Annotated in this window: 11 protein-coding genes; 6 read left to right on the top strand and 5 right to left on the bottom strand. The window is 35.0% G+C overall.

Going from position 1 to position 17516, the window contains the following annotated elements:
* The first annotated feature begins 1328 nt into the window (after window positions 1-1328).
* Window positions 1329-2837 carry an ATP-binding protein gene (locus APR43_RS01565; protein WP_082356397.1) on the top strand — a complete coding sequence of 503 codons (1509 nt, stop codon included), beginning with the start codon at window positions 1329-1331 and terminating at the stop codon, window positions 2835-2837.
* Window positions 2838-3026: 189 nt separating this feature from the next.
* On the opposite strand, the gene APR43_RS01560 is transcribed toward APR43_RS01565, so the two are convergent.
* Together APR43_RS01560 and APR43_RS01555 are read right to left on the bottom strand one after the other, a co-directional pair.
* Window positions 3027-3218, bottom strand: coding sequence for a cold-shock protein (locus APR43_RS01560; RefSeq protein WP_053471281.1), 192 nt, complete (start codon window positions 3216-3218; stop codon window positions 3027-3029).
* Between the two features lie 147 nt (window positions 3219-3365).
* A complete protein-coding gene (locus tag APR43_RS01555) occupies window positions 3366-3875 on the bottom strand; it encodes a response regulator (protein ID WP_053471280.1) in 510 nt (169 codons plus the stop codon).
* A 222-nt stretch (window positions 3876-4097) separates the two neighbouring features.
* On the opposite strand from APR43_RS01555, the gene APR43_RS01550 reads away from it, so the two are divergent.
* The 5 genes from APR43_RS01550 (at window position 4098) to APR43_RS01530 (ending at window position 11574) form a co-directional block, all read left to right on the top strand.
* Window positions 4098-5606 carry an ATP-binding protein gene (locus APR43_RS01550; protein WP_053471279.1) on the top strand — a complete coding sequence of 503 codons (1509 nt, stop codon included), beginning with the start codon at window positions 4098-4100 and terminating at the stop codon, window positions 5604-5606.
* 1340 nt (window positions 5607-6946) lie between these two features.
* On the top strand, window positions 6947-8104 hold the full coding sequence (locus APR43_RS01545) for a serine hydrolase domain-containing protein (protein ID WP_053471278.1): 1158 nt from the start codon (window positions 6947-6949) through the stop codon (window positions 8102-8104).
* Between the two features lie 794 nt (window positions 8105-8898).
* Complete coding sequence (locus tag APR43_RS01540; RefSeq protein WP_053471277.1) at window positions 8899-9717, top strand: DUF4393 domain-containing protein; 819 nt, start codon at window positions 8899-8901, stop codon at window positions 9715-9717.
* Window positions 9718-9960: 243 nt separating this feature from the next.
* Window positions 9961-10611, top strand: coding sequence for a DUF4145 domain-containing protein (locus tag APR43_RS01535; protein WP_082356396.1), 651 nt, complete (start codon window positions 9961-9963; stop codon window positions 10609-10611).
* A 111-nt stretch (window positions 10612-10722) separates the two neighbouring features.
* A complete protein-coding gene (locus tag APR43_RS01530; protein ID WP_053471276.1) occupies window positions 10723-11574 on the top strand; it encodes a hypothetical protein in 852 nt (283 codons plus the stop codon).
* Window positions 11575-12012: 438 nt separating this feature from the next.
* On the opposite strand, the gene APR43_RS01525 is transcribed toward APR43_RS01530, so the two are convergent.
* From APR43_RS01525 to APR43_RS01515, 3 genes are read right to left on the bottom strand one after another with little or no spacing between them, the layout of a single operon-like run.
* Window positions 12013-15063 carry an efflux RND transporter permease subunit gene (locus APR43_RS01525; protein ID WP_053471275.1) on the bottom strand — a complete coding sequence of 1017 codons (3051 nt, stop codon included), beginning with the start codon at window positions 15061-15063 and terminating at the stop codon, window positions 12013-12015.
* An 8-nt stretch (window positions 15064-15071) separates the two neighbouring features.
* Window positions 15072-16157 (bottom strand): efflux RND transporter periplasmic adaptor subunit, encoded by a 1086-nt coding sequence (locus APR43_RS01520; RefSeq protein WP_053471274.1) that lies wholly within the window; start codon window positions 16155-16157, stop codon window positions 15072-15074.
* Window positions 16158-16168: 11 nt separating this feature from the next.
* Entirely contained in the window at window positions 16169-17500 is a 1332-nt protein-coding gene (locus APR43_RS01515) for a TolC family protein (RefSeq protein ID WP_053471273.1), read from the bottom strand.
* Window positions 17501-17516: the final 16 nt, after the last annotated feature.

The raw sequence follows: 17516 nt of genomic DNA, 5'->3' as shown, positions 1-17516 counted from the left end.
AATTCAACAATTTAATTCAAATTTACATTTTTCCAAATGCAAAAATAGGGCCCGCAGCCCTTAGCCCCGATAGCAGTGGAAATCCTTTTGTGCCGGGTTTCGGCACAAAAGATTGGAACGCATAGCGGGAAAAGCTCCTAGAAAACAATAATAAACCTAAAAATAATATTAAACACCCCGCCTGTAAAGTATATAACATCATAAGGGCAATAATCCCCTACTTTTACCCGTTACAATCCAGCAGCAAAAAAAGCGCATAACAGCAAGAGCATATCAGGGCCTGCCCCTGTAAAGGAGATTACAAGAAATGAAGAAGTTTGAAATAAAAAATGCAGATGGCAACCAATGGCTGGTATCCCACAACGAGTTCCCAAAATTCACCTGCTGCTTTGAGAATAAAAAATTCAATTACCAAAGGACCATAACAGGACTTTCCGACCCCTTAGGCGATCCAGATGAAATCCAATTACTGCAGAAAATGGAAAAATGGCTCCGGGAGTACCATAAGGAGAAAATAAACGGATGAGCATAAAAAAAAATAAAGGCGCAGGTGATTCACCAGGTGTCTTTTTGTAATCAGTCATCATTTTATTTTCGACCTATTTAATCGCTCAAGTCTCTTTAAAATTATAAATTCAGGAAAGTACAGATGCGTATTATACAATTACCAGCATCAAAGCTATAAGAAGATCCCTTTATTAAAGGTCACCTTTGAATACGAAAATTATAAGTAAACATAAAATGGAAGATTATGTTTATGGACGCCCCGCCATGTACATAACTGTATGTGGCGGGTTTTCCATTTCATTATATCAAATACCCTTCAACGGTTTTTTTCTTAAATGGCATCAATTACATCAAAGTGTTACCATGCTATCAGGGAAAATTAAAAAACATGCAATCACCAGAATAAATTAAAGATTCAGTAACATGCTGCTCCAATCGGTCAATCATAGCTATACAACCCATTAAAAATGGCTGTACTATTTTCTCCAGATAAAATACAACACCAGAATACAGCGGCAATAGTCCAAATACAATCTATTACTCATTGTATCGGATATTGATTACTAAAAAACAAGCGCGATATTCTAAATTTATTTATAAAAAGTAATCCGGATGTTAAACAGATTGATTTTGTTTATTTTTTCCAAAATAAAGTTAAACAAATTATTTGCTTTTTAATAACTTAGCAATACAGCGACAGCAAATTCTATGGAGTGCAACAAAAAAATCCTATGTTGTAATTGTACAAAACTTTTCCGATTTTCTATGAATAGTAATCCCAAATAACACGCTAGCTTCGTAACCACCAAAAACCGATTGCCATGTACCGACATATGAGTCTCTTAAAAGATATCGTTGACAATACCCCTTTGCCAATTGCCGTATATTCGGGGGATGAGCTTAAAATAGAACTGGCTAATACCGCGATGATCAAAGCCTGGGGAAAAGGCGATCAGGTACTGGGAAAAAACTACCTTGAGGTACTTCCGGAGGTCAAAAAAGAAGATTTTTTCCAGCAGGCCACAACAGCGCTTAAAACCGGCATACCCTTTCATGCCAAGGATAAAAAAGTAGACCTTGTGATCGACGGGGTACTTAAAACACACTATTTCAACTACAGCTTTATTCCTCTTGCTGACAGCAATGGCCATATCTACGGAGTAATGAACACCGGGGCCGACGTGACCGATATACACCTGGCAAAACTGCAGCTGCAAAGCGCTCAGGAGAGGCTCCGCATTGCAATAGACTCCTCGGGCATGGGAACGTATGAAATTGATCTTGCCACCAGAAAAGTAAAGACATGTGGGAATTTCAACACCATAGTCGGCGTTGAGGGGGAAGTATCTAATGAGCAGCTAATTGCAAAACTACATCCAGCAGATTTACCCCTACGCGAACAAGCACATCAAGATGCCCTGAGTACAGGGATCGTATCTTATGAGAGCAGGATTATAAGCAAGGATAAGACCTCCCGCTGGATTAAAATTAACGGCAGGGTCATCAAAGATGAGAATGGCAATGATACGGCCATTATAGGCATTATCCAGGATATCCATGAACATCGGGAATTTGAGGATGAACTCAAAAGACAGGTCGCCCAAAGTACCGAGGAGCTCAGAAGATCCAATGACGATCTGCTGCATTTTGCCAACGTAGTGAGCCATGATCTGCGGGAACCGGTCAGAAAAATTAAAATTTTCAATACCTTGCTTCGAAATGAAAAAGACACTGTTTTTAATGAGAGCTGCAAAAAATACCTTACCAAGATTGACCAGTCAGCGCTAAGGATGAACAATATCATAGAGGGCATTTTAAGCTACTCAACAATCGATAAATCCCAGCAGTCTATTGAGGATATTGACCTGTCGGAAGTTATCGAAAACATAAAAACCGACCTGGAGCTCATCATCAAGGAGAAAGGCGCCATACTCAATGCAACAGTGCTCCCTGAAATTCAAGGTGCACCGATTCTCATTACCCAGCTATTTTATAACCTGATACAAAATGCGCTTAAGTTCTCCAAAGCAGACCAGCCTCCGCGTGTTATTATTACCAGTGCCTTGGTCACTATTAACGGCGAGGATGCAGTGCAAATTACCATCAAGGACAATGGAATAGGTATGGATCCTGCATTTGCCGAAAGGATTTTCACAGCCTTTGAGAGATTAAATTCCAAAGACCAATATGAAGGAAATGGTCTGGGACTAGCACTTTGCAGAAAAATAGCCAAAAGGCACAACGGCACCATAACGGCCACGGGCGAGAAGGATAATGGCGCTGAATTTACAGTTACACTACCTCTGAAACAGACCAAAGCTAATATTTAAAATTTAAATATACAGGAGATTTGTACTAAAATGGATCCTTTGAAAAAAATCACATTCTGTTTTTTAATTTTCCTTTTACAGCGGGAAGAGTTCCTAAAAAATAAATCCTAATAATATACCACATCCATAAAACAAAAAAAGGCATCTGCGGGGTGCAGATGCCTTTTATAAGCTAACTGTTATAGTATATTATGCTATCACTACGTTTACTGCGTTTGGACCTCTGCGGCCTTCTTCAATGTCATATCGAACTTCATCGTCTTGACGAATGTTTTCTGATAGACCTGAAACATGAACAAAAACTTCGTTTCCTCCATTGCTAGGAGTTATGAATCCGAACCCTTTTTCTTCATTGAAAAATTTTACTGTACCTTCTTGCATTTTAATGTATTTAATTATCCAAAGGTACCCTATTAAAATTAGAACTGGCTGAAATTGGGATTTTTATTCTATACTATTATTTCTGCATCCCAAAAATAAGGATAAAAGTGTATTATAATTACAATACGCAATGAGAAATACTATTATCTAGTCCTTATGGGAAATATTCTTTTCAGAAACAAAAAATATATTTTTAACCGGATTTATCAAAACTTTTGTCCAGTGCAGTAGGAATACTTTTTTCAGAATCAAAATAAAGCCGGTAAAAGAACTTGGTTTCTGCACATATAGGTTTGCCCCTTTGCTGAAAGTCTCTTCAATATCATTGGGGTGACTTGAAGTCGAAAGCATAACCGCTGGGATATCCTTTAGCTTTTGATCACTCTTTATTTCTGCCAGCGCCTCCTTGCCTCCTTTAACTGGCATATTGATATCTATAAAAACAATATCAGGATTTGGTTCATCCGGATCTCTCAGGGTGCTCAATAATTGCTCTCCGTTCTCTACCGTAGTTACTTCAGAAGAGATATTTGCTGCATCAAGAGCTTCCAAAAAAAATTCCTGATCATCCTTGTCATCCTCGGCCAATATAATTTTTACCGGCTCTTTTTCTTCCAGATCATCAGAAGTTAGGGCAGAATTTTTAGGACTTGTCATATTGAAGCGGTTTTACAATCACCAAAAGTACTATATAAATGCTTAATAAAAATTTCAACAAGCAGTTATATTAAAATATAGGGATTTTTTGATTTAGCCTTCACAGAACATAACCGCTGGGACATTAATTATATTGGAGTTGTACAATCATTATTCTTAAATTGTATAACATAACTTGCCGGGCACCGCACTACCTTAGTATCAACCATAAAGCCAATAAATGTGCAGACCAATATAATTTTTCTACAAGATATACTACAACATACTCCAATACCCACTGCAGTTTATTGTGGTGACGATTTACTAATTTCTTTTGCAAATACCGCCATGCTTACTTTATGGAATCAAGGGGAGCACGTGATTAGCAAAAAGTTTACCGATATCATTGCGGATTTTTACAAAGATTCTATTAGCGAACAAATTCTTACGGTAATGAAAACGGGAATATCTTTTCAGTCCAATGACAAAAAAATTGATGTCCTTATAAATGAAGTATGGACACCACTTTTTTTTAACTATAATTTCACCCCACTTCGCAATGAAAAAGGAGTTGTTTACGGCGTGGTACATACCTGCACAGAAGTCACTAAATTACATGAAGCCACAAGTCAAATAGTGAATTCCGATGAAATGCTAAGCATGGCAATAGAAGCCTGTGGCATGGGAAGCTATGAAATCGACATTATAACAAACAGGATCAAAACTTCTGATAATTTTAAAAAACTATGGTCGATCGACTCTGAAATTACTGTACAGTCACTGGCATCAAAACTGCACCCGGATGATCGCTTCCTTCAGGAAAAAGCCCATAAAGAGGCCCTTGAAAACGGAGTAGTCTGCTATGAGGCCAGAATTATACAAAAAGACAACTCGGTGAAATGGGTTAAGGTTTTTGGAAAAATCATAAAAGATGAAAAGGGTGATCCCTCAACAATCCTAGGAATTGTTCAGGATATACATAATCAAAAAGAAATTGAAGCAGAACTCAAAAGAAAGATTCAGGAAAGTACACGGGACCTGCGGCGATCTAATGATGACCTGCTGCATTTTGCCAATGTAGTGAGCCATGATCTTCAGGAGCCGGTGAGAAAAATTAAGATCTTCAATAACATGTTAAAAAATGAGATCGCAAAACAGCTGCCGGACCGCTCTGTTACGCACTTAAATAAAATTGCCCATTCTGCAAATCGTATGCAGTGCATTATCGAAGGGCTCCTTGCCTACTCTACAATAGACAAAAGCACCCAGCCTGTTGAAAAGATTTTCCTAAACGATTTATTGGAGAACATCAAAACAGATCTGGAGCTTATAATAAAAGAAAAAAATGCCATTTTAATCGTAAGTGATCTTCCTGAAATCCAGGGAGCCCCTATTCTTATTCATCAGCTATTCTACAATCTTATCCAAAATGCGCTCAAATTCACAAAAACCAACCAGTCTCCACGAGTTATTATTACATCGGCTATAAAGAATATCGATTCGGTTGAATCTGTTGAAATTTCCTTCAGAGACAATGGTATCGGGCTGGATCCTATTGATGCAGAAAAAATATTTGCCGCTTTTGAAAGACTTCATTCCAAGAATGAATACGAGGGAAACGGGATTGGCCTGGCACTCTGCCAAAAGATAGTGAGCAGGCACAATGGAACTATAATGGCTAAGGGAGAAAAAGAAAATGGTGCCGAATTTATAGTTACCCTTCCTCTTAAACAGACTTCCGAAAGTATCTAGGAAAAGCTATTGATTCATAGAATACAATTACAATGAAATATTATTGCGATCTAAACTATTGGCTTTATTTCCAGATATATCTGTTCTTGTTAAAAATATTACACTTCGATTTTTATTATTACAATTTTGAAGTATTTTTTTTAACCTCCATTATTACCAGGATGTGTATTTGACTTAAGCGTTAAATAAATTGATACAATAAGGCAACAATCCCCAACGGGACATCCAAACCAAAATACAAAAGCCACCTAAAGACAGCCTCTACATCCAGTAAGCCAATCTCTTCAAATCTTCCATAAAATTTATAGAAATTTGTCCAGTCGAGGTCACTACACAGCCAAAAGGCGCCAATTGAAGACAATTGGCGCCTTTTTTTTGTTATATATCTTTTAACAACATAAGTTTAATTCGTTTCTTTTATTTTTTTCGAATCGCACTCTTAAAAATGAATTGTAAAAAAGCCAGCAGTCTAAAACAAGGGATCAACACGAAAACCTGTGGAGCGTTAAAAATTATGCATAAATCAACATGATGCAAACGCCTATAATGAATAAAAATTATTATTTTAAAACATCCTAAATTTTCCTAATTATTGCGCAGTTGAAAATAATCAAATCTTATTTTTAAAATGGTTTAATATTTCATAATTATTTGTATTTCCTACTTCTTTTTCCGATTATAATTATTTATCTGGTAAGGTAAAAATCGGTTTATTTCATCGCGATTATTTACCAAAGTTCCTCCGAAAGGGATAAATATACCGAATTACTTCCTCTCGTTTAAAAAATAGCCGTCCATTCGCTTTTTTACAATTTAATGGCATGCCAATCTAGTAAATTTACTTTTTGCAGAAGTTGTAAGATCAGAGTGGGTTGAAGTAAAAACTACCTCAATGAAGAGCCACAAATACAGCATTCAATCTTAAATCCTTTAATTTTGAGAAAAAACAAAAATGACCCAAGATGGATAGTTGTCAGAACCGAAAGCAACAGGGAAGCTGCCAGACTATTTTTTGACTTTGAGATGGAAATCTTGAAGTTGGAAGAATGCATAAAGATCAAATACGAAAATTGCGAACAGGTGCCATCCATCTGCAGGCTATTAGTGGATGCGAACATAGACATTTTGGAAATTTATTTAACTCCTAAAATCTGAATATATTAAATTTTGGATGTATAATTCTAGTAATTTTAATTAATGTGTCAAGATATGTATTTTGCGGAAGAAAAATTAAGTCAGCTTAATTAATACCATTGCAAGACTATCCCTAAATTTAATCATCAATAAACCAGAAATATTCCAATGCATAAATATTGTAACACATCTAAAAACTAACACGAATGAATATGACTAAACTTAATCATTTACTTATCACGTGTTGTATTGCAATTCTCTTTTCTTGCTCAACAAAACGTGCCGAGACTGCAACAAAAGAAAATGAAATCATTAAAGTAGATTTATTATCTACAGAGATTCAAAAATTAGCACTAGATTTTACCAGAAAGAACAATGTTCCTGGAATAGCCGTAGCTATTATCCAAAATGGAAAAATCATATCGATCCAATGCATCGGTTATGCTGATTTGGCAACTAAAAAACCCATAACTCCACAAACAATTTTTAACATAGGCTCAATTTCGAAGGTTGTATCCGCCTGGGGATTTATGCAACTTACTGAAAAAGGTATGGTACAACTTGATGAGCCAATTAATCAATCCTTAACCCGCTGGCAACTACCAAAATCCCAATACGATGTATCCAAAGTTACACTTCGACGCGTTCTCAGCCATACATCTGGTCTTTCTGTGCATGGATATGGTGGCTTTGAACAAGGAACAAAACTATTAAGCTTAGAAGAATCGCTCAACGGAAAAACAAAGAGAAATGGTGAAAGTGTATATCTTATAAATGAGCCAGGAACAAAGTGGGAATATTCTGGTGGCGGTTACACACTAGCACAATTATTTCTTGAAGAAAAAACAAATGAAAAATTTGCCGACTATATGAAAAAAAATGTATTCCTACCTTTGGGATTAGCTGATACCTCTTATGAGTGGACGGAAGACATGAAAGCGAATTGTGCAACCGCGTACGACACGCTTGGGAATGCTATAAAAAATAGAATATTTACAGAACAAGCAGCTGCTGGATTACAAACAACGGTGGTGGACTTAGCACATTTCGCCGAGCTATCCATTACAACTGATTCTCGGAAGTTAAATAAAGTTTTAAGGCCCAAAACAATACAACTGATGGAGCAACCTGTTTTTCCATATTCGAGCGAAGGAAAAAGTGGCCTTGGATACCGATTCATGAATTTTGAAGATCTTCAAACAATTGGACATACTGGAGAAAACGTAGGCTGGAGTGCAGCAATGTTTTTACATCTACCCACCAAGAGCGGTATCGTTATGCTTTGCAACGGTTCTAATGGAGATCGTGTCTGGTTCCCAATCTATCAGAGCTGGGCAAAGACAATTAAAGCAAAGCAAATGTAGACCCTTGTAAATTAAGTTTTGTGGCAAAATCGTGGCACTTTGTATTTTGGAATATCAGAAACATAATATATGCAAACCCTAAGAAACTTAGGTTCAAAAATTTAGAAACAGAGACCTAAATTAAAGATAAATTCTTTTTTAAATACAAAAATCATATATCGTATAATTAAAATCATCGTTTTTTGAGATGCATTAATTTTACAATGTTTGGCTCTACAAAATTTAAATATTTATATATCATCTTCAAAGATCTTTTTTCGGTGGTTCACACCCCAATTAGCAAGTAATTCATAAAGCCAAAGAAAGACAATCCTATCTCAACTTAAGCTTTCTTTTCAAACCCTCTATAATATTTTTAGAATTGTATATTAATTTACTGTCATAAACCAACTGAGTTTTTATATTTTTTTGCATCAATCCCCAACAGGACATCTAAACCAAATTTACAAAGCCAATGGAAGACAGACCATTACATATAGTAAGCCAATTTCTTCAAATCATCCAAAAATGATGTTGAAATTTGTCCTGTCCCTGTCACTTCTAAAATGGAATAATCCCTATGTATCTGATACATAGGGATTTATTTGTTTGTGTCAGGATTCAAACATATTTTTTAGTTAATGACTAAATAGCTAAATATCAATACTTTAAATCCAACATAAAAAAATCATTAAGCATGTATTGCATTATTACTTCCCACAAACTTCCCAGTATTTTTCATTTGGGAAGTTTATAAATAATATAATCATTTTAGTCAACAATATTTTAGCATGTAACTATAATCAAAATTATAAATGGAAGATAACGAGAATAAAGAAACAAATGTAAAAGCAACTATTGATGCGGTAACTGGTTTAGTAAAAGCTATTCCAATATATCAGGACACTTTACAACCATCTGCTCAACAAATTGGCAAATCTTTAGAAACCGTCACAAAAGCAGTAAATATTGCCTTAGCACCAATTAAAGGATTAGTATGGGGTTATGAAAAAATAGAAGAGTTTATTTCTCAAAGTGTGACTAAAAAATTACAAAATGTCCCTGAAGAAAACATAATAACACCTTCGCCATCAATAGCAGGCCCTACAATTGAAGCATTAAGATTCACTGGTGAAGATTTAAATCTAAGGGAACTATATTCTAATCTTTTAGCTAATGCAATGAATAATAAATCCGCAGATTCAATACATCCTGGATACGTAGAAATTATCAAAAATTTGTCAAGTGATGAAGCATTAATTCTACAAACTTTTTGCTCTCAAAACCAATTTCCTCTAATAGATCTTTTACACCAAATTCCTGAATCAAATTCAGAAGTAGTAGTCTATAAAAATTTTTCTTACTTTATGAAATTATCTAACTTAAAAAAACCGGATCTAACACCAGTCTACATAGATAATATATGCAGACTTGGGCTTACAGAAATTCCAGTTGGAAAATATATTATTTCAAAGGGAGTTTATGAACGATTAGAAAATGACAATTCTCTATTTACCTTAAAAGCAGATATTGTACAAAGTGGTAAGGGCTTTATAGATTTCAATAGAAAACTAATTAGACTAACAAATTTTGGACAACTTTTTATTAATAATGTTGTCGCTGAAAAAAAATAAATATCCTAAAAACTTCTCAATACAATCATTTGATATTGGCGAAAATTTTAGAAATGGAGAACTATTCTAAATTAAGAAATAAAAGAACAGAACTTATTAACTTCCCACACTTTTTTATTAGTAAGGGTATAGCAATATTATATCGCCAGAGACAGAATAAAAAACACATAAACAAATTGTTATCAAAAACTTTCCATAATTGTAAACTTATTATCAACAAAATAATTAAAAAATATAAATAGTATGAAAACTCAATATATTTCACCAGAGTTAAAATTGACCGCATTTAATTGTCCACATTGTCATGTATGTTCTCATCAAAGTTGGTCGTATTTTAAAGGAACGATATCACATAGAATTGGAGGAAATATACAACAAGATATTAAAGATTTTCATGTCTCATATTGTTCAAACTGTAAAGGCAATACAATGTGGGCTGGTGAAATAATTATTTATCCTCAAAATTCCACTGTTGAACCTGCAAATATTGATTTGCCTGCTGATATTATTGAGGATTATAATGAAGCTGCTAACGTGTTAAATCTTTCTCCAAGAAGTTCAGCTGCACTATTGAGGCTATGTATCCAAAAACTTTGCAAACATCTTGGTGAAATAGGAAAAGATATAAATACAGATATCAAAAATTTAGTTGCAAAAGGTTTACCGCCAAAGGTTCAGGAAGCACTTGATAGCGTAAGGGTAATAGGTAATGAATCTGTTCATCCAGGAGAATTAAATTTGAATGATAATCGAGAGATTGCCAATAAGCTTTTTAAGTTAGTTAATTTTATAGCCATAAAACTTATTACTGAGCCAAAAGAAATAGATGAACTATACAATTCTTTACCACAATCAAAATTAGATGGTATACAAAAGCGAGATAATCCCTTATAATTTAATTCAACTACCACATAAAAAATGTTTGGAGGCTGAAAGAGATTATGAAGAGAAGTAAATTTGAGTTGATAGTTAACACACAATAAATTTTAAAAACTCACAAAAAATATGGTAACATTTGGTGATAGACTTAACGAATTAATTAATAACGCTACTGCATTAATATTTCTTCAGGCCGAAATGGCACAATTAACAATATTATCATTCGAGCAAAATATAAGCTGGATTAATGAACTTGAAGAAGGAAAAACTATTCCGATAGCATATCCCTTAGGTTTCAATGCTGATCATACACCTATGATGAGTAAGCCAAAAGAATATACAAAGGAAGAACTTCTCAAAAAATATAGACATTTAGGTACTAATTCTCTCCCTCTTAATAGTATTTTACAGTTAGTTACTCTTTTGGAAGCATTACTAAATGATATTTTAAGAATGATATTAATAGAATATCCTAATAAAATTCCATCAAAAAAATCAGTCGATATAAATAGTATTTTATTATCTAATTCGATTGAAGAAGCAAAAATACATATTGTTGATAGTATTTTAAATGAAATAGCATACAAATCGCCTAGAGATTACGCTAAAGAATTTGAAACGTACACTGGAGTTAATTTATTAGAAAGCCCAGTTTTTCACAGATTTATTGAATTAAAGGCAACTAGAGATATTCATATCCATAATATGGGTATGGCAAACGATATTTATACTACAAAAGCTGGAGTTTTAGCAAGAGTTAATAGTGGAAAATACTTACCAGTTGATATGCAGTATTTTTTGATGTCATACGAATATTGCTTACAATTAACAGAAGTTTTAGAAAAGGAACTTGATAAAATTTGGCCTAGTGAAGAATTCAGAAAAAGTGCATCAAAAGAAACTGAAGGAAAAATAAAAACAAATAGTATTAAAAAGGTAAAAGAAGTAATTAAAACTGTGCCATCGAAAAAAAAGTAATTTGGATTTATACTTCCCACAAACTTCCCAACACATGAATACATACATTGATTTACAACACGTTACACATAAGGTTTGTTTCCAGTCGAGGTCACAAAGCCAAATGGCGCCAATTGAAGACAATTGGCGCCATTTTTTTATTTAACCCTTATCAATAAATGAGTTTGACTCGTTTTTGCTTTATTTTCTTCATAAAGAAACAAACTTCAGAAAAACAGTATTTATATGAAAAACAAGATAAATTTAAATTTTAGCGTTCGATAACTTAACAGGATTCGAACACTAAGAACAGAGCTGAAATTAAGTTTTACATTTTCAAAATTTGATAATTTCCTGTCTTCCCTTATCAATCTTTTTCAAGAAAAAAAGCCAGCAGTCTAAAACACGCTGCCGGCTTTAAAAATTATCTTAATTTCAAAAAAAATCTTTTCTCTCTTCTTACATCTTTTCAATACTAGGAGGAATCAATTTATACATCACAGGCGTTACAATTCGTGATAATATTGTAGAACTGATTAAACCGCCAATTAACACAATTGCCAATGGTGCAATCAAAGGATTTGAGTTTAATGCAATCGGAATCAAACCGCAGATTGCAGTAATTGAAGTCAGCACTACAGGCAGAAAACGCGTTTCTCCTGCAATTGAAATAGCTTCATCGATCGAATGTCCTTCCTGTCTTAGCTGATTGGTAAAATCTACCAGCAGCAAAGAGTTCTTTACCTGAATTCCCGAGAGACCTATAAAACCGATTATAGCAACCAAAGACATCGGACTTCCATTGAGAAGCAATAATAGCACGCCACCTAAAATCCCAAGCGGAATAATAGATAATACAATAATAATTCCTTTAAAAGTTTTAAACTGTAGCAGTAAAACCGCCACAAACAAAAAGGTACTCAAAATAATTACTGCCAGAAAGTTACCGCCCAGCGCATCGCCTTCGGATTCTTTTTCACCTGATAATTTATAGTAATATCCTTTTGGCATTTTCAATTGATCCAGTTTTGGAACTATGTGTGTCAATAAATCATTGGCATAATACCCTTTTGCCGATAAAGCGGTTACTTTTGAAAAGCGTGATTTATTAAAATGGTTAATCGCCGTTGGAGAAGTTTCAAACGAAATTTCAGCAATCTGGTTTAGGGCAATCGGAGTTCCCTGAAGATTATTTACGTACAAGTTTTTCAAAGCGTCAAGGTTCGAAAATTTATCTCGGGGCAATGTCAGCGTAACATTTCTGGCATCTCCCCTATCATCTATATAATCACCGACTGTTAATCCTGCTACCGAAAGACGGATTACCTTATCTACATCGCTGGTCAATACGCCCAATGTTCTGGCTTTTTCTTTATTGATTTTAACTTTAACATCAGTTTTATACGTATTCAGTTCATTGTTGATATACACGGTTCCTTCCTGCTTTCTCAGAATAGTTTCTACCTGTGAGGAAAGCTTGCGTAACACTTCCTGATCTTCACCAAATAATCTTACGACAATATTAGCTTCTAATGGTGTTCCCTGTTCAAAATCTTTGACCTCCACTTTTGCGTAAGGCATCGTTTTAAATTTATTTCGAAGTTCTTCAATCAAGGCTGTTTTCTCTGATGGTTTAGCTTCATCTTCGAGCTGGACAAAAATCTGCGCAAAATCGGGTTTTCTGTCCTGGGGATGCACATTGTAATAAATCTGCGGATTTCCTTTACCAACGTTCGAAGTGTAATACACAATTTCCTTATGATTTTTAAGCTCTGCTTCTACAATTTTGGTCACACGGTCACTTTCTGAAATATTGGCCTGAAGGGGCATTTTTATATTGATAAGAAACATCGGTTTTTCTGAAGTCGGAAATAATTTAAAACCCGTTACTTTAAACAATCCAAAAGCAGTGATGCTTAAAACTATAGAAATAGCAATAGTTGTTCTAGGATATTTTAATGCTTTGGGCATAATATCACGATACGCTCTGGTCAGGAATTTTTGCAGATACTGAAGAAAAATATTTCCTCCCGCATGATCGTGCGTTTTTAAAAATCGGCTTCCTAAAAACGGCACCAATGTTAAAGCTACAATCATCGATGCCAGTACACTGGTAATAACTGCCATTGGAAGACTTCTGATAAATTCTCCCGAAACATCCGGCAGGAAAGCCAGCGGTAAAAATGCAATTATAAGTGTTGCAGTACAGCCTACAACGGCAATTCCGATTTGTTTGGTACCTTTAAGGACTGCATCCATTTTAGAATGTCCTTCCCGCAGCCATCGCTCTATGTTTTCGACTACCACAATACTGTCATCCACCAACAATCCTAAAGCTACCACAAGACCAACAATACTTAACTGATTTAAAGAAAAGCCAAAAGCATTCATTGCAATTAATCCCAATGCGAGCGATAACGGAATGGAAATCATCACAATTCCCGAAGCTCTTAAGCCTAATGGAAGTAATGTCACAATTACCAAAACAATTGCCAGCGTAAAATCAAAACCTAAATGTCCCAAACGCTGCGATACCATATTCGCCTGATCGAAGTTTTTTACTAATTTGATGTTTGAGGGTAATTCTTTAGAAAATTCATCTACAATTGGCAGGAATTCTTTCTGCACATCTGTAATGTTTACATTGTCTTTCATACCTGCTGTAACCAGTACACATCGGTGTCCGTTGATGCGGGTAATATGATCGACAACCTGCGACTTGTAGCCTACTTCGGCTACATCTTTCATATAGATTATTTTACCGTTAGCATTGTAAATTACTGTATTGGATACATCGTCCGCATTTTTAAATTTACCGCTGGTTTTTACATTAAATACTTTACTGCCTAAATCAATGCTTCCTCCTGGAATATCGGCCGCTTCGCTCTGCAGGCTTGCCATGACTACATTTAACGGAATTTTTAATTGGGCCAACTTTTCAAGCTGTAAATCAATACGAATTTCCTGCTCGGGAATTCCAGCATATTTTACATCTTTCAGATTGGTAATTTTCTCAATTTTAGATTTAAGTTTATCCGCTTCATCACGAAGTTTTTTGTCTGATGCATTTTCTGAAACCAACGCTATCTGAAGGATTTTCACATCAGAAGAAGCAATTTTTTCGGTTTTTATCTGATAAATATCTTTTGGAAGTTCGCTGTTTTTAAGGGCATTCATTTCCGTCGAAATCTCCTGATATTTATTATCAACATCTACTCCGTATTTAAATTTTACCTGAAAAGCAGCAACACCGTCTTCTACTGTGGTTAATATTTTTTCGATGTTTTCAAGTCCGTAAATTTTATTCTCGATTGGTTTTACAACCTGCTCCTCCATATCCTTTGGACTTGTCCCGGGATAAATTACCGTAATTAAATATTGCGGCGGATGTGTTGAAGGATCTTCCGCCCTGGGCATGGTAAACAGCGTAAGATAGCCTACCACAGCAACCAGCAGAAAGATAATCAGTGTAAACTGATAATTTTTAACAGCAAAGTTTGTTATTTTCATAATACTGATTATTTAATGATCTTGATAGTTGATTGTTCGTTGAGATAAGCACTGTTGGAGATCACAATCTGATCTGTTTTCTGAAGACCTTCTTTTATGAATACTTTATTGTTCTCAAATTTATTAATGGTCACGGACTGGCGTCTTACTTTGTTGTTTTCCACGATAAAAACAAACGCTTTGTTTCCGTCAGCTTCAATAAGCGAATTGTACGGAATGATGATGAAATCTTCTGATTGTTCTGCCTTTATTTCGGCTTTTCCAAACATTCCCACCGCTGGTTTGCTTTTTTTAAGGCTCAGTTTTAATTCGACTTGAAAGGAGCCCAATGCCGCATCTGCCGCCTGCGATTTTCTAAAAATAAAGGCATCGAATTTTTCATCAGGATAACCGTCAAGCGTCACAGTGGCTTTCTGCCCTACTTTTACCGCGGCCCATTCTTTGTCTGTCAATCCTACTTTTAGCAGATAATTATTGTTCTGGCTGGTTTCATTTATAGCTAGAATTGGCGATCCTGCGCCAACTACTTCTCCTTCGTTTGCTATTTTTTTCGAAACAAAACCATCTGCCGCAGCATAAATTTTAGAATAACGTGCATTAAAAGCCACTGCATCTTTCTGCTTTTTAGCAATGTCAAGACCCGTTTTTGTATTCTGAAGCTGTTCTAATGTATACACACTGTCTTTGTACAAATTGCTTGCTCGTTTATAATCACGCTCGTACTTTTTGAGATTCAAATCGGTTTGGTTCAATCCTGCATTAATCTCTGTTTCGTCTAATGATGCCAAAAGCTGCCCTTTCTTAAAAAACTGGCCTTCTTCCACATAAATACGACTGATGATCCCTCCTATTTTAAATCCGTAATTGGCCTGATTTTCTGTTGTTACTAAACCTGATGCGCTTATGGTATTGTTAAGAGCAAAAGATTCGACCGGAGCTGTTTTAATCGGGATGACATCTGCGCTTTCAAAGGGCGAATTTTCCTTTTTTTCTTCTTTACAGGCGTAAAAAAGCGTTAAAGCAAGCAATATAATCAACCCTTTTTTGGAGGCTGCGATATGTTTTTTTAGATAATTGTGAATCGTTAATTTCATGTTTTTTATTTTTAGTTAAAAGTAAAAGTTGCGTTGGCTCTTTCTAATTCTGCAAAAGCAATCCAGGAGTTATAAAGCGAAATATTAGTGTTAAGCTGCGCATTTACCCATTGGTTCTGTGCATCCAGCAGTTCTATATATATTGCCTGACCTTCCTTGTATAATTTGGTAATGTCGTCATTGTATTTTTTGGCCGACTGTTTTTGATTTTTATCAGCATTGAATTGCTCTAAAGCCGATTTTAGATTGTTCTGTGAAACCTGAAACTGAAGCAGTAACTGCTGTTTTACATTATCAGTTTGTGAAATGATTTTTTTACTGTCTTCTTCAACTTGTTTCAGCTTCCATTTGTTTTTGTTGCCCGAAAAGATATTCCACTCCAGCGCCACTCCGGCAAAATAGTAGCGTGAGTTTTTATCTGCTTCAAAATCAAAATCCTGAATTCCGAAATCGGCAAAACCACTTACTTTTGGCAGCCAGTACGATTTGTTTAGTTTGCTTACATTTTCGTTTATTTCTTTTGCCTGAGTGAGCTTTTGCAACTCCTCTCTATTTTGGGTATTTTCTGAAAGTACTTCTATTGGCGGTGCTTCACTCTGATCAGTTTCTATTGCGGTATCAAGTTTTTGATTCAATAAAAAATTAAAATATGATCTTGCATTATTACTGGTTTGTCGGGCGGTTTCTAAATTCGCCTGAATGCGGATTACCTCATTTTCACTTCGTAAAACGGCAGTCCGGTTTATTTTTTCATTTTTAAATAAAGCCTGATTTACCCTTTGGTTTTCTTTTACCAAAGCCAGGGCATCTTCATAAATCTTAATTCCTTCAACCGATTGCAGGTATTTGTAATAAGCAATTTTAATTTCCTTTACTAACTCTCTTTGATAGATTTCGAGTTCTATTTTTTGAAGCGTCGTCTGCTGGGTTTTTATTCTTTTATTATAAATAATTTCAAAATTCAGCAATGGCATCGTGGTATGAATTTTAGCATCATAAAAATTATCCGGATTTATCAAGACCGACTGATTTTCTAACATTGGAAAAGCGTTAGAATTGGTAATCTGATTTAAAGTACTATACACCGGATTTAGCATATCTCCAATTGGAATATCGATTGTCCTTCCGCCTTCTGCTTTGGTGTAACTTCCGTTTAGGGAAACTGTTGGATAAAATAAAGCTCGTGCTTCTTTTAAGGCATACATGCTTTTATTAATGTCAAAATTATGCTGCCTGATTACTTCGTTATTTTTTAAGCCGGTCTGTATATAAGTTTCCAGCTTGTTCTGTGCATACCCTAAATATCCTAGACAGAGTATTGCAAAAGTTAGTTTAATTTTCATTTATTGTACATTGTTT

Origin of the sequence: Flavobacterium sp. NLM, from assembly GCF_002210235.1 — a bacterium.
Taxonomy (GTDB): Bacteria; Bacteroidota; Bacteroidia; order Flavobacteriales; family Flavobacteriaceae; genus Flavobacterium; species Flavobacterium panici.
The sequence above is the reverse complement of the archived record's forward strand: the minus strand, read 5'-3'. Positions and strand labels throughout refer to the sequence as shown.

Excerpts from the sequence above, each read along its gene's own strand:
- APR43_RS01565 (WP_082356397.1), top strand. The coding sequence starts at position 1,329 with ATGTACCGACATATGAGTCTCTTAAAAGATATCGTTGACAATACCCCT.
- APR43_RS01560 (WP_053471281.1), bottom strand. The coding sequence starts at position 3,218 with ATGCAAGAAGGTACAGTAAAATTTTTCAATGAAGAAAAAGGGTTCGGA.
- APR43_RS01555 (WP_053471280.1), bottom strand. The coding sequence starts at position 3,875 with ATGACAAGTCCTAAAAATTCTGCCCTAACTTCTGATGATCTGGAAGAA.
- APR43_RS01545 (WP_053471278.1), top strand. The coding sequence starts at position 6,947 with ATGAATATGACTAAACTTAATCATTTACTTATCACGTGTTGTATTGCA.
- APR43_RS01540 (WP_053471277.1), top strand. The coding sequence starts at position 8,899 with ATGGAAGATAACGAGAATAAAGAAACAAATGTAAAAGCAACTATTGAT.
- APR43_RS01535 (WP_082356396.1), top strand. The coding sequence starts at position 9,961 with ATGAAAACTCAATATATTTCACCAGAGTTAAAATTGACCGCATTTAAT.
- APR43_RS01530 (WP_053471276.1), top strand. The coding sequence starts at position 10,723 with ATGGTAACATTTGGTGATAGACTTAACGAATTAATTAATAACGCTACT.
- APR43_RS01525 (WP_053471275.1), bottom strand. The coding sequence starts at position 15,063 with ATGAAAATAACAAACTTTGCTGTTAAAAATTATCAGTTTACACTGATT.
- APR43_RS01520 (WP_053471274.1), bottom strand. The coding sequence starts at position 16,157 with ATGAAATTAACGATTCACAATTATCTAAAAAAACATATCGCAGCCTCC.
- APR43_RS01515 (WP_053471273.1), bottom strand. The coding sequence starts at position 17,500 with ATGAAAATTAAACTAACTTTTGCAATACTCTGTCTAGGATATTTAGGG.